The organism is Chryseobacterium rhizoplanae (assembly GCF_900182655.1).
Lineage (GTDB): Bacteria > Bacteroidota > Bacteroidia > Flavobacteriales > Weeksellaceae > Chryseobacterium > Chryseobacterium rhizoplanae.
In genome coordinates this window covers 79,073-92,958 of the sequence record NZ_FXTC01000005.1, presented here as the reverse complement: position 1 = coordinate 92,958, position 13,886 = coordinate 79,073, and the positions used below count along the sequence as shown (strand labels likewise).

General features: G+C 35.7%; 14 protein-coding genes. 8 read left to right on the top strand and 6 right to left on the bottom strand.

Features of this window, described 5'->3' with window-relative positions; genetic code table 11:
* The first annotated feature begins 483 nt into the window (after window positions 1-483).
* Window positions 484-1,992, top strand: coding sequence for an amidohydrolase family protein (locus tag FN817_RS12960; protein ID WP_142718310.1), 1,509 nt, complete (start codon window positions 484-486; stop codon window positions 1,990-1,992).
* Window positions 1,993-2,067: 75 nt separating this feature from the next.
* Here FN817_RS12960 and FN817_RS12955 read toward each other — a convergent pair whose 3' ends face one another.
* Both FN817_RS12955 and FN817_RS12950 read right to left on the bottom strand, forming a co-directional pair.
* Window positions 2,068-3,267: a winged helix-turn-helix domain-containing protein gene (locus FN817_RS12955; protein WP_142718309.1), complete on the bottom strand. Its 1,200-nt coding sequence runs from the start codon at window positions 3,265-3,267 to the stop codon at window positions 2,068-2,070.
* Between the two features lie 122 nt (window positions 3,268-3,389).
* Complete coding sequence (locus tag FN817_RS12950) at window positions 3,390-4,337, bottom strand: beta-1,6-N-acetylglucosaminyltransferase (protein WP_142718308.1); 948 nt, start codon at window positions 4,335-4,337, stop codon at window positions 3,390-3,392.
* A 448-nt stretch (window positions 4,338-4,785) separates the two neighbouring features.
* Here FN817_RS12950 and FN817_RS12945 point away from each other — a divergent pair, with 448 nt between their 5' ends.
* The 5 genes from FN817_RS12945 (at window position 4,786) to FN817_RS12925 (ending at window position 9,170) form a co-directional block, all read left to right on the top strand.
* Entirely contained in the window at window positions 4,786-5,565 is a 780-nt protein-coding gene (locus FN817_RS12945; protein ID WP_167498860.1) for a DEAD/DEAH box helicase, read from the top strand.
* 135 nt (window positions 5,566-5,700) lie between these two features.
* Window positions 5,701-5,895 carry a cold-shock protein gene (locus FN817_RS12940; RefSeq protein WP_047421482.1) on the top strand — a complete coding sequence of 65 codons (195 nt, stop codon included), beginning with the start codon at window positions 5,701-5,703 and terminating at the stop codon, window positions 5,893-5,895.
* 316 nt (window positions 5,896-6,211) lie between these two features.
* The gene (locus tag FN817_RS12935) at window positions 6,212-6,670 is read left to right on the top strand and encodes a MaoC family dehydratase (protein ID WP_142718306.1); all 459 of its coding nucleotides are present in this window, start codon (window positions 6,212-6,214) and stop codon (window positions 6,668-6,670) included.
* A 687-nt stretch (window positions 6,671-7,357) separates the two neighbouring features.
* Window positions 7,358-8,188, top strand: a complete 831-nt coding sequence (locus tag FN817_RS12930) for an SDR family NAD(P)-dependent oxidoreductase (RefSeq protein WP_142718305.1) — start codon at window positions 7,358-7,360, stop codon at window positions 8,186-8,188.
* A 61-nt stretch (window positions 8,189-8,249) separates the two neighbouring features.
* Window positions 8,250-9,170 (top strand): helix-turn-helix domain-containing protein, encoded by a 921-nt coding sequence (locus tag FN817_RS12925; protein ID WP_142718304.1) that lies wholly within the window; start codon window positions 8,250-8,252, stop codon window positions 9,168-9,170.
* A 542-nt stretch (window positions 9,171-9,712) separates the two neighbouring features.
* Here FN817_RS12925 and FN817_RS12920 read toward each other — a convergent pair.
* A complete protein-coding gene (locus FN817_RS12920) occupies window positions 9,713-10,393 on the bottom strand; it encodes a hypothetical protein (protein ID WP_142718303.1) in 681 nt (226 codons plus the stop codon).
* 275 nt (window positions 10,394-10,668) lie between these two features.
* Here FN817_RS12920 and FN817_RS12915 point away from each other — a divergent pair, with 275 nt between their 5' ends.
* Window positions 10,669-11,235, top strand: coding sequence for an REP-associated tyrosine transposase (locus tag FN817_RS12915; protein WP_142718302.1), 567 nt, complete (start codon window positions 10,669-10,671; stop codon window positions 11,233-11,235).
* Between the two features lie 183 nt (window positions 11,236-11,418).
* Here the strand turns inward: FN817_RS12915 and FN817_RS12910 are convergent, their stop codons facing one another.
* The 3 genes from FN817_RS12910 to FN817_RS12900 form a co-directional block, all read right to left on the bottom strand.
* Window positions 11,419-11,619 carry a hypothetical protein gene (locus FN817_RS12910; RefSeq protein WP_142718301.1) on the bottom strand — a complete coding sequence of 67 codons (201 nt, stop codon included), beginning with the start codon at window positions 11,617-11,619 and terminating at the stop codon, window positions 11,419-11,421.
* A 22-nt stretch (window positions 11,620-11,641) separates the two neighbouring features.
* A complete protein-coding gene (locus tag FN817_RS12905) occupies window positions 11,642-12,592 on the bottom strand; it encodes an MvdC/MvdD family ATP grasp protein (protein ID WP_142718300.1) in 951 nt (316 codons plus the stop codon).
* 173 nt (window positions 12,593-12,765) lie between these two features.
* The gene (locus FN817_RS12900) at window positions 12,766-12,999 is read right to left on the bottom strand and encodes a helix-turn-helix domain-containing protein (protein WP_077418653.1); all 234 of its coding nucleotides are present in this window, start codon (window positions 12,997-12,999) and stop codon (window positions 12,766-12,768) included.
* A gap of 90 nt (window positions 13,000-13,089) precedes the next feature.
* Here FN817_RS12900 and FN817_RS12895 point away from each other — a divergent pair, with 90 nt between their 5' ends.
* A complete protein-coding gene (locus FN817_RS12895; RefSeq protein WP_142718299.1) occupies window positions 13,090-13,611 on the top strand; it encodes a hypothetical protein in 522 nt (173 codons plus the stop codon).
* Window positions 13,612-13,886: the final 275 nt, after the last annotated feature.

Sequence of the window (13,886 nt, the reverse complement as noted above, 5' to 3'; positions counted from 1 at the left end):
GAATTAAACCAATTACCGAACAACTCAGGCAGCCACCTGAGTTGTTCTGCTTACAGTCTCAGCGTTACCGCCTGTGGAATACATCCACATTTGTATCTACACTAGCAAATATAGGAAATTTAAAAATCAGTTTTATAATAGTTGTTGATATATGTTAGTAACTTTTAATATTTTATAGTTTTAAATCAACTTTTATTACAATAAATGGAATTAGGGACTTTAAAATACATGTTTAATATAAGGTTGTTTTACAAAGAACATAACCTCTTTCATGAGATTGTTTTTGTAACTCAGTGAATTGCATTTAGAATAGACTTAGAAAAACTGTTTCTGAAATTTAAAAAATTGATATTTCTCATCATTCTTAATGGAATTGGTGTTTTTTTACAGGAAAATTAATTATATTTTTGATAATTATTTATCTGCACAATTCTTTATCCGGAGCGGTAAAGCATAACGATTGTAAAAAACCACGCCAATATTATGATGAAAAAATACCTTACCTATATAGCACTTTTGGGAGCACCTTTATTTTGGGGACAAAATAAAGGGACTGAAATATCTCCTTACCAGCAGAACTGGAAATCGGCAGAGAAGGAAAATCAGGACATGGCATTTGATGCTGATATAAAACTGTCTGATGCTGAAACTGCCTTGGATAAAAAGATCTTCCAAGCCCGTAAGCAGTTTCTGAGTGATACAGAATCCAAAAAAATATCTTTATACAACAGCTCTTTCTATGAAGTAAGACCATTAATAGAAGGCAGTAAGCTGTATGAAATACTGCAGACCATGCCGAAAGGAGGTTTATTGCACACCCACAGCGGAGGGATCACGGAGGTGGAATGGATCATTTCAGCTGCCAGAAAATACCAGGAATGCTATGTGTACGATCAGAAAGATAATGATCAGTTCATTTTCGGACAGCTGGCTTTTTTTGAAAAAGGAAAAGTGCCCAACGGATTTGTCAGTCTTGATAAAAAACTAAGCTCAAACCCGGGTTTTGAAAAAGAACTGCAAGATCTTCTTACGCTGAAACGCAATAATTTATGTTCTTACACAGATTATTGGATTGAATTTGAAAAACGTTTCAAGCGTATCAATCTACTGCTTCCTTATCGTCCTTTCTTTAAAGAATATTATTTGAAAGGCTTTCAGGATTTGATCAAAGATAAAGTACAGCATGTAGAAATCAGATATATTTTTGATGAGCTTTACGATTTTCAGCACGGGAAATATCCTTTGAATACTTCCATCACAGATCTGCAGGACATTCTTAAAGAAATACATAAGACAAATCCGCAGTTTACCCTGAAGCTGATCTATTCAAGCTTTAAATTCCTGGATAATGAAAGTATCGGAAAGCAGCTGGAAACAGCTTTTCAGATGAAGAAAGAATTTCCGGATATGATCTCGGGTTTTGACCTTGTTGCAGATGAAGCTGCAGGACATAATATCAATTTTTTTGGGAAAAGCTGGGCAAAGCTGAATGCGCTTAACAAAAAGTATGGCGTAGAAATGCCTCTTTTCCTGCACGCCGGAGAAAGTAATTCCGCTCTCAATAAAAATGTTCTGGATGTGGCTTTATTAAACAACAAAAGAATTGGACACGGATTGAATCTGATCTACTTCCCCAAAACCATGGAGCAGATCAGAAAACAGAATAAACTGGTTGAGGTAAGCCCCATCAGCAATCAGGTTCTGGGGTATGTAAGTGACCTTAGAAACCACCCGGCCAGAGTATTATTAAGCAATGGGATACAGTGTTCCATCAGCAGTGATGATCCTTCCGTATATGGATATACAGGGCTTAGCTACGATTTCTGGGTAGCACTGGTATATTGGGAACTGGATGTAAAAGCATTGAAAAAACTGGTTTTCAATTCCATTAATTATTCTTCTCTGAATGAAAATGAGAAAAAGAAATCATTAGCCTATCTGACCCAGCAATGGAATGATTTTGTACAAAAAACAAATCAGAAGTTAAACTAACCGGGCTTTCCTGAAAAAATAAAATCGCATTATTGACTTAATAATGCGATTTGTCTTTTAATTGATCATTAAAAGTTACTTTTTGGATAATTCCTTTTTGACCACAGCACCTAGTTTTGACGGACTTACCTTGGTCAGCACCAGCGATTCACAGCCATTAAAGATTGCAAAACGTTTTACGGTTTCTACAAAAGGTGCCAGCCATACTTCAGGAGCTATAGTATGGTTTTCAATATGCAAATGGATAAGCTCAAACTTTTTTTCCTTTCTGTGGGCTTTACAATCCACTCTTCCTATAAACTGATCTCCAAACAAAATCGGCAGACAGAAATAGCCATACTGTCTTTTTTCTTTCGGGGTATAACATTCCAACCGGAAATCAAAATCAAAAATCTGCTTGATCCGGTCACGGTGAATAATAGAATTATCAAACGGAGACAGCAGCCGTACACTGGATTCTGTGAGTGTAAATGTTTTTTCCAATAGATCATTTTGTACAAAAACAGTGGATCCTCCATCAACCTTGACCTTGGATATGCTGTTCTCTTCCAGCAAGGTCTGTAATACGTCATTGACATTTTTCTTCAGGTCGTTTCCTTTACGGAGATGGGTAATCTGCTTCACAGTAGTAAATCCATAAGCGCGCAGATTGGTTGTTACCAGATATTCCGCCAGCTCCAGTGGAGTAGGTTCTGTAGTATTAATGGAAGCGGAGAGAACCCTTTCGGCCAGATCATAAGTTTTCTGCATGCCGGAACGTCCGCTGATCATCAGGTCTCCCTGCATGAAAAGTCTTTCAAGAGCGAGTTTAGCAGGCTTCCAGTTCCACCAGGTTCCTGCTTTATGGCTTTCGTTTTCAAAATCTCTTGCCCGCTTAGGACCTTCGTTGCGGATGGTGTCTGTGACAAATTCCATTACTTTTGGATCAGCATTGTAATAGCGGAATTCTCCCCGTTTGATCGTCAGCATTTGAGGTAAGACATACCGGAAATCCTTCATCGGAAGATACGATGCAGCGTGAAACCAATATTCAAATACCTTGCGTTCCTCCACAAGGTCTTCAAGATAATCTGCCTGAAAGTCCGGGATTCTGGTCCATAGCGTATGATGATGGGCACGCTCCACCATAGACAAAGTATCAATCTGTATATATCCGAGATGTTCCAAAGCATGAAGAACCGCATCTTTTCCGGTTCCGAACGGTGTATTTTGTGTTAATCCCTGACTCTCTAATGTTGCAAGCTTTAAATGCTCCAATGCCAACTTCTTTTCCATATCCGAAGAAAACAGATTTGTTTGTGATGCTTTTTCAAATATAATGATTTACCGAAAAGCTTTGAGTAAGATATCATTTAAATACTCATTGGGATGGCTCGTGACAGAATACAGATGAAAAGTCAGTTGTTTTGGTCTTTATCCCTTTTCAATTCCCTTTCAATTTCATCCACATAAGGTAAGGGAAGATGGAAACTTTCTTCAATGTATTTCCTGATATTTTCATCAGTTTTTCCGTTTACCTTTCTGATAAAAAGTTGATTTCCGGATTGTAAGGATTCAATATAAGTGGATGTATCCTGTGTATTTTGAAAAATTGATTTCTCAAGTACCGCTCTTTTATCATCATTGATGATGATATCACTAAATGACGTATTCATAAGAACAGTCTGAAAGAATGATTCTGCCGGTAAAAAAGTATGAAGATAATAATCTTCAAAATCCATTACACTGGTATTATTGGTTAGAAATACACAGGTTTCTCTTGTGAAAATAAACCATTTTCCGCCGATAAAAGGGATTACATCATTCATGAATGCTCTTTTGTGGATAAAAGAGGAGATCACATGGGTAAGTTCTGTAAAATAATTTTGTATTCTTTTCAGGGTATCCGGTCTGTAAAATTTTTGGTCGTAATAAAAAAGATAATTTCTGTCTTTATTGACGGAAAGGAATTGTCTGATGATGTTTTGTGATTTCAGAGGATAATCTTCACCGCTTAGATTGATAAAATAATCCCATTCTTTACTTACATTTAAGAGGAATTCCATAGCATTCAGCTCTGCCTGAACCATATTGAAGCCTCCCGACACAATATTTAGGCTGTCCAGAATATAGACATTCGGAAATTGAACGATGTAGATCTGTATTTCTTCAATGAACTCGGGCTTGGCCTTTCGGTCGATATGAATAAGATAAAACTGATCCCTGGTATAAATTTTCTGAAACATCTCTTTAAATACCTCAGGTTTATGATGTACCATAATGAAATAAGCAATCCTTACATGATGGCCTGTAGACGATTCCAGAGTTTTGGGATAAGGTTTGGCTATGGGACTGGAAGCTTGCATGATTCGGAGTTTAAAATCATCCGCGACAGCAAATAATTTGATTAATTGGTAGAAGGTAAGAATAATTTTTTGATAATCAATCATTTAAATAAAATTGTATTTGCCTTTTTTTATTGTAGGTTTGCAAAGCATTTATAAAACAGGTCACTGCCTTTGCTATTCTGTCATAGTTTAAAATCACATTTTTTTCTTTCAGTTTTGCTTTTTCAGCTACCAATTTATAGTCTTCATTCCCTGGAAGGAATCAGAGATTATAAAGTTCTATTGTAGAGGAGCGATACGTCATGGCTGGATAATCCCAAATATATTAAGGATATTATTGTAGCCAAAACAGGAAAAAGATGAGCAGAGAAATAACATTCTTTATTGTTTATCCTTACCATTTTACACCAATTCAAATTCTGATCAACAGATTTGTTTACAAAATACCGGAAAGCCGGAATTTATAATGAATTTTAAAAATTTAAACCTAATCAACCCCATTATCCGTGCCGTGACAGAAGCCGGATATTCCAGACCTACTGAAATACAGTGTAACGCAATTCCACTTATTTTAACGGGAAGGGATGTTGCAGGATGTGCCGGGTCGGGTACAGGAAAAACAGCGGCATTTGTTATGCCTATTCTGCAACTGTTGAAAAGACATACTACGGAACATAAAGAAATACGGATTTTAATACTTACACCCACACCGGAATTAGCCAGACAGCTGGAAGAAAATATTGGAATTTACAGTAAATACTTACCATTGTCTCAGTTTTCTGTGTATGAAGGCATTCCTGTTGGAAGCCAGCTTGCAGCACTGAGAAAAAGAGTGGATATTCTTGTGGCAACACCTGGAAGGCTGCTCGACCTGGAAAATCAGAGACATATTGATCTTTCTAAAATTGAGATATTTGTTTTAGATAAAGCAGATAAAATGCTTGAGATGGGTTTCATTAATGAGATAAAAAAAGTAGTAAAATTGCTTCCCCAGAAAAGACAAAACCTGTTTTTTTCTACAACAATGCCTGGAAGTGTAAGGCATTTTGCCGGAACAATCCTGAACAATCCCGTGGAAGTTATTGTGAATCCTGCTTCTTTTGCAGCGAAGATCGATAAGCAGCCGGTAGGTTTTAAAGAAAAGAAAAAAGATATGCTGACTGATACGCAGCATAAAAAAAATATAAGATCACTGCTTTTTACACGTACCCAACATGTAACCAGCAAACTGGTCCAGCAGCCATAGAACTTAGCGTACCGCTGAAATCTATGGGTACAGGATCAGAAGAAGAGCCGAAATAGAAGAACCGCTATTTCATTTTTATAAATAGAATCTGTAACGTTTACAGACTATCATATACAATTTTTAATAATAATTACAATGCAAGAAGGCACCGTAAAATTTTTCAATGAAGCAAAAGGCTTCGGTTTTATTACTCCAGCAGATGGAAGTAAAGATATATTTGTACATTCTTCAGGATTAAACACAAGAGCGATCCAGGAAAATGATAAAGTCGTTTTTGATGTACAAAAAAGTGATAAAGGTTTAAATGCTGTTAACGTTAAGTTAGCATAATTAAAATCTTAATTGCATAGATGTTATATTAACATCCTTTGACATGTCAAGTCTCATATTTTTATATTTTTTTACAATTCAACATCCATACACTTTAGTATCTGGATATATTGTTTGAAAAGACATTGATGTAAGTAGATTATTTTTTATTTTCATTATGTTCATAAGCCTCTTACTTTATGTGAGAGGTTTTTCAGGGATTCAAGAAGATTGAGGTCTGAAAAATAAAATATGCAGACTTGATATACAATTGTTACCGCGTTAATTTATAAATACAGTAAATATTTTAATCCCTTAAAAAGGTCCAGGAAATAATATGATTGTTATCAATAATTTTGATGATTACAAGGCTCTTGAAGGGCAGATGATTGGAGATTCTGCCTGGCATGTGATAGATCAGGATCAGATCAACAGATTTGCAGATGCTACTTTAGATGATCAGTGGATTCATACAGATAAAGAAAGGGCAGAAAAAGAAGGCCCTTTTAAATCAACCATTGCTCATGGTTATCTGACATTATCACTGATTCCTTATCTCTGGAAACAGATTGCTGATGTCCGAAATGTAAAAATGGAAATCAATTACGGAATTGAGAACCTTAAATTCGGAGATGCTGTGCCGGTAAACAGTGAGGTAAAACTGCAGGCAACGGTAAAATCAGTAATCAATCTCAAGGGAACTGTAAAAGCGGTTGTTGAAGCTAAGCTGCTCATTAAAGACCATATAAAACCTGCTTATACTGGCGATGTGGTTTTCCTTTATCATTTTCTCTGATGCAATAAAAAAGCATCATTAAATTCAATGATACTTTTAAGTTTCTGCCAGCTGTTTTATGGTTTATTATAAAACAAATATTCTTGTGTTTTTACAATGAAAGCACTATTTTACCCAATAAAGGTCTGTCCTTATTCCCATTCAGAAATAAAAACAAGGTACACGTAAGAAAAAATCAAAGATTTGTAAAAAGCTAATGTGTCCCGCTTCTGCGTAATAATATCCTCTAAAGTTTACTTAAGTTAAGGCTTTTGTGACTTTTGTGGTTTATTTTACCGCAGATTTCACAGATTTTCACAGATGTTTGCGTTTAATGTTGTACACTTATAAAAATCTTTGATTTTTATAAGCTAATGTGTTCTTCTTCTACGTAATAATATTCTCTAAAGTTTACTTAAGTGTTTAAAGCTTTTGTGACTTTTGTGGTTTATTTTACCGCAGATTTTACAGATTTTCACAGATGTTTGCGTTTTATGTTGTACCCTTATAAAAATCAAAGATTTTTAAAAAGCTAATGTACCCTTTTCTGCACAACAATATCCTCTAAAGTTACTTAAGTGTTTAAAGATCTTGTGATTTTATTTAAAATTAAAGATCCTCAATTCGCCTACAAAGCTCTGCGATTAGACTACAATTTCAGGAGACAGGCTTTATAATTTTGCTTTATCAAAAAAACATTTTAAAATTATGATACAGCAAAATAGAATCTGGTTTATAACCGGAGCATCAAGAGGTTTCGGACGCATCTGGACTGAGGCAGCATTGGAACGTGGTGATAAAGTGGTAGCCACCGCAAGAAAACTGGAAAGCATTACCGATTTTAAGGAAAAATACGGTGATAACGTACTTACTTTAGCATTGGATGTTACCGATTCTGAGCAGGTAAAAGAAGCCGTGCATAAGGCTCACCAGCATTTCGGGAAGCTGGATATCGTACTGAACAACGCAGGATATTCGCTGGTAGGAACCATAGAAGAGGCAAGTGCAGATGAAATCCGTGCTTTATATGAAACCAATATTCTAGGTCCTGTAAGTGTCATTCAGGCAGTATTGCCGATTATGAGAGAACAGGGATACGGGCATATTCTGGGGACATCCAGCAATCTCGGACACGTTACATTGCCTGTCATTGGGTATTACAGTTCTTCCAAATGGGCTTTTGAAGCCATCCATGAGAGTCTTGCGGAAGAAATTAAGCAATTCGGAATTAAAGTGACCATTATAGAACCGGGAGCGTATGCCACAGAATTTGGAAGTCAGGATTCCCTGAAGTTTTCCCAGAACATGGAGGTGTACAATGATTTTAAGACAGAATTTATAAAGACCATTCAGTCTTATGAGAAGGGAGACCCTACAGCGACACCAGAAGCGCTTTTCAAAATGGTAGATGCTGAAAATCCACCGTTGCGTTTCCATCTGGGAAGTCATAACCTTCCTTTGGTGAAGTCTGTATATGCAGAAAGAATCAATCTCTGGGAAGCATGGGACGAAGTTTCCAGCGCAGCGCAGGGATCGTAATAAACAGTAACAGCCGGTTATAAAATTATAGCCGGTTTTTCGTACCTTTAAAATACCATTTATGAAAAAGACAGATCAAACTCCGTTCAAATTTGAATCATTATCAGAAGCCAGCCGGTTTTTCGGACTGCCAACACCCAAGCATCCTCTCATTAGCTTAATGAATGGGGCGCATAATCTGGTGGCAACAGATAAATTGTCTCAAAAACATGTGTTGAGTTTCTATAAGATTTCCTATAAACCGAAACTGGACGGCAGAATAGAATACGGACAAGGCTATTACGATTTTAATGAAGGCGGACTGCTCTTTGCAGCACCCGGCCAGGTGATAGGAGGGAACGGGAACAGTGATACGGTATGCTCACAATATTCTCTGCTCATTCATCCTGATTTCTTTCTGGGATATCCCATTGCCAGGAAGATAAGGCAATATGGTTTTTTCTCCTATTCTACAAAAGAAACGCTGCACCTTTCTGAAGAAGAGAAGAATACAGTACTTTCTATCTTTAATTTTATTGAATCTGAGCTCAACAGCCGTATTGACGACTTCAGCCATGATGTGATGATCTCTCAGATAGAATTGCTCCTTAACTATGCCAACCGTTTTTATAAGCGCCAGTTTATTACCCGTAAAGCTACCAGCAGCAGCCTTCTGCAAAAATTTGAAGATTTGCTGGATGGGTATTTTAAAGATGAAATGTCTCTTAATCAAGGAATACCTACGGTAAGTTATTTTGCAGAAAATCTCCATCTTTCACCCAGCTATTTAAGTGATATGCTGCGTTCCTTAACGGGGCAGAGTACCCAGCAGCATATTCATGACAAACTGATCAGCCAGGCCAAAGAAATGCTTTCCACCACTAATCTGTCTGTGAGTGAAGTGGCCTATGCACTGGGGTTTGAACATTCCCAGTCATTCAGTAGTTTATTTAAAACCAAAACCAAACTTTCTCCTTTGGAATTCAGGAAGTCTTTCAATTAATCTTTGCGGTAAATATTATACACTTATAAAAATCCAAGATTTTTATAAACTTATGTGGACTTATTCTGCGCAAGAATTTCTTCTAAAGCTACTAAAGTTTTTAAAAACGTTTGTGACTTTTGTGGTTTTGTTTTTGACCACAGATCTCACATATTTTCACAGATGTTTGCCGTTTTATCTTAACCTTTACCCCCTTCGGAAGTCCCTGGAGAGGGTATGATAAGTGGGTAGAGCCACTTAGATAACGGTCTGGAGGTAGTTTGTAGGTTTCAGGACACACTTATATTATTGTCGATATACACTTATCTAAGTGTCTGTAGACAGTTCTTTAAGTGATGAGAGCGACCAGGGAAGAAGCTGAAGGTATTTCTGTAAGTGGTTCCGGACACTTGGGTAAGTGTTGCAGATTATTTTTGAAGGGGGCGCAGACCGTTTGGGAAATTCTTCCGGATACTTGTGGAAATGTCCGGAGGCTCTTTGAAAGTGCTTTTGGCCTTTGTATTGAATTCTATGTTTTTTATGAAAGCACTGAACCTGCCTGTTTAATAATACTCAAATACTCTTTCTGTTTTTTGTTGTATGGCTCCCTGGTCATTTGCTAATTCTTCATAAATGGAGTTGGCTTGCGGATCAAGTTTTACATTCTTATAAATGAGCTTAGATTTTTTTTGCTTAGTGGCATCTTCAAGAAGGGTTTCACTTCTCATTTCATTGATGTAGGTGTAAAAAACAGTGCTGTTAACCGGAGTTTCAAAGAAATTTCCGGTTTCTTCTGTTTTTATAAGACGGTTATTTTTGTCAAAATAAAACAGCTTACTAAGGGATATATTGTGAGCAGAATCTTTTGAAACTCTTTTGTACAGAGAATCCGAAACTTTTTCAAAATAGCCTGTAGTTTCTATCTTTTTATTTCCAGGATTAAAGGCTTCAAAATAGCGTTTGGCCTTGTCCTTTGAATTATAAGTGATGATCTTATTGATAGACCTTTCCTGAGAAGGTCCGCTTCCGATCGCATTGTAATATTCTATTTTTGTCAGAAACCCTTCTTTGTCATAATAGGAAATATTTTTATAGCTATTCTCCGGTGAATAAGTGGTGATCTCTGTAATGGTTTTTGGATGCCCAAAATAGTTAGAAAACTGCAGGTCATTAATAATAGATTTTTCCTGACCACTTACAAGAGCATATAACAGAATAAACAGATAGCTAAGTTTTGTTTTCATATGGTAAGTGTTTGGGTGTTATACAATTTCTGTTAAGTCTCAAATATAGGTAACTCTCTCCAATATTGAAAAATGGAATTGACTTTTGTTTGAAATAGAATCACCTCGCTGACTATAGATACTGTATTGCAATATATTATTCTGTTGAAAAGGAGTTTTGGATATGTAGTTGTTAGAATATTTGATTTATAATACTAAAAAAAACACACCTTGCTACCGCACGATTGTATCGTGTGGTTTCTTACAAAGTCTTTATCTTTATAAAAACATAATTGATGAGTCGTAATTACAAATTCCACAATCCTGAAGGATTATATTTCATAAGTTTTGCTGTCGTAGGTTGGCTGGATGTTTTCATTAGAAATGAGTATAAAGAAATTTTTTTGGAAAGTTTAAGATTTTGCCAAAAGAGTAAAGGAATGGAAATACATGCGTGGTGCATCATGTCAAGCCATGTACACTTAGTTTTCAGAAGTATAAATGGACAGAAACCGGAACTTATGATTGGTGATTTAAAAAGATTTACAAGCAAAGCACTTGTAACAGCAATCAAAGAAAATCCTACAGAAAGCAGAAAAGAATTTTTATTAGAATTCTTCCTCAAAGAAGGCGTAAAAACTTCAAATGTAAGCCAATATCAATTTTGGAGACATGATAATAAACCAATTGAGTTGTGGAGTAACAGGGTAATTAGCCAGAAGATTAATTATATACATCAAAATCCGGTAAAAGCAGGTTTAGTTTTGCGTGCGGAAGATTACAGATACAGCAGTGCAATAGATTATTCTGATGAAAAAGGACTTTTAGATCATATTGTAGTTTTTAGAATGTTTGATTTATAATGCTAAAGCCACACGAAAGGATTCGTGCGGTAGCGAGGGACTTTAGATATGTCGTTTTAGAATGTTTGATTTATATTGCTAAGATCACAAGAAAGAAATTGTACAGGAGGAGATGTTTTTTTAATGCAGTATAATAGCAGTCAGATGATTATAAAATTAAAGGGAACACGTGTTCCCTTTAAATTAAGCTCCTTCATTAGGCCTGTCGGTATCAGCTTCATTATCTCTTTCTGATGCATAAGTCGAAGATCTTGTTGCTGTTTTTGCGCCGCTAGCATAGATTTTTTTTATGTCTTTGTTGCTTGGTTCCCAAGACCAAGAATTGGGATCTTTTAGCTTTTCGCTTTGTGGAAGTTCTAAAAACTTCGTAGAAAATACTTTCATAATCTGATTGTTATATGTTGTGTTAATTTAGTAAAAACTTTTTAATTGAAGAAGTAATAGGCATACCTGTTAAGTCTTCTATCCAGAGATATTGTCCACCAGGATTAATTTCTAAAAACCACCATTGGTCCTTTTCATCAACAATGAAATCCAAGGCTCCGTAGTTGAGGTTTAAATTTTTCATAAGTTGATTTACTTGATCTTGTATAACAGCAGGTGGTGAGATTCTATGATGAGGCGTATTTGCCAAGTCATATCGACGCCAATCAGTTTTGGCAATTTCAGATTTTTGTGATTCTATTTTACAAACAAAATGTTCGTTTCCTACTACTGTATATCTAATTTCATATTTTTTCTCAATATATTCTTGTAGAAATATTGGGTTTTCTTCATTTTCATTGAAATCGTTAAAATCATCTTTTGAAATAGTATTAACATAGAATCCTTTAAATTTTCCTTTTTCTACTTCATAGAAATCTTGATTCATAAGTTTCATGACTATTTTATTATTAGATGATGCAAACTGTAGAATTTCATTCTTTTTATTTGATAAGAGGAACTTAGGTAAGTTGAATCCTATCTTTTTTGCTACAGCCATCTGTAAATACTTATTTTCGGCTTTATGGTTTTCCCTATAATAGTTTAACCATTTTTTTTCTGAAAGGAAGTAATATATTCCTAATAATGTTTTATTCCATTCATTTTTCCAGATATTGAATTCGTATCCTTTGTTCTGTTCTTCCAACATAAGTTGAACAAATGTTTTACGATTCCATACCTTTTCAACTGCTCTCAAGTCTATTTTACCATCAGTTGTTTGTATATGCCATGTTGTTCCATCAAACTTAACATGTGTTTTTTCAAGAGAATTTACGTCAAGATTAAGTCTGAAATAAGTTGCTTTATCTTGCTTTAACTGGTCAATTAATATGTTAGCATGGACATCATGCTGATCGGTTAATATTAGAATCATAGAATGGAAAAGTTTTTGCTAAAATAATTTATCTTATATTTTAAAAATTGTGGTTTCCCGTAAACAACAAAAATAAAAATCACTTTAAAATTTTGATTCAGTATTTTCACGGAAATTTTAAAGAAAAAGCCTTCAAAGTTTTAACATAAAAAAATCCCAACTGTCGTCAGGATTTATTCATTTATAAGTTTAAAGAAATCAGATAAACTAATTTTTCGTGCTTCACATATTTTAAAAAGTGTTTCAATAGGGATTCTATAAGTCTTTTCGCTTTTTATTTTCCTAATCGTACTTTCTTCTACACCATGATTTTTTGCAAAAGAAGTTTGAGACTTGCCTTCCTGAAGCCAAGGTATCAACCATTTCTTTGTAATGTATGAACAAATTTTCTCGTTTATATCTGTCATAGAAACAAATCAAGTAATTAAATAATAAAAAAGCACGGTCGATCGACCGTAATTGGAATTCTTTTATTACATTTATAAAAAAATACAAACATGAAAAAGACAAGCACACGTTTTGAACCTCAGCTTTGGAAAGGCGGTAAGAAGCGCTCCGGGTTACAGCTGATGGAGAACTTTTTCCAGTTCAATGATCTGGCAGCCTCTAAAGAGAAGTTAAACAGCATTATGAGTTATGCCATAAAGCGAAATAGCTGGATCAATGAAGATCCGTCGGTAGTTTTTCAGTTTCATCAGGCGGTGCGGTCGTTTGTGCGTGCATGCTACCTCATCCATTTAGAAGGAAAGAAATGGGTTGCAGATCCTCCGTTAGAAAATCCTTCTCCATGGGTTCTCGGCTTGCTTTCGGAGAAAGAATACCAAAATCCAGTGTTTGTTTTTAAAAAAGCATTCAAAGAATACAGCGTCAAAGAGTTTGATTATTTTATGTCCGGGATTGTTTATTTCTCAATGGGGATGTATGAAAATCTGCCGGAAAGAAATATCATCAATCCCTACATTCATCTGATAAAAATGCTGGATGCGGGGCATCTTATGCTGGAAAGGAGAGGGAGGTAGGAGCTGGGAGCGGGAAGCAGGAAGAAGGGAGGTTGTCTGAGCCGTAAGTGGCGGGTGGTTGGTATGGCAACATCTGTATTTCAAACGCTGTCATTCTGAATGAAATGAAATGTAATGAAGAATCTCAAGCATTTCAGAGAGATTCTTTCTTCGTCAGAATGACAGGGCTGGGCTAAGTATTTAACGCAAAGGTTTACTACTGTCATTATCATATTACAAGGGAGCAAAGGTGGAATCAATTTCATTGATTTTTCTAAGCGGACGCATAGCCATAC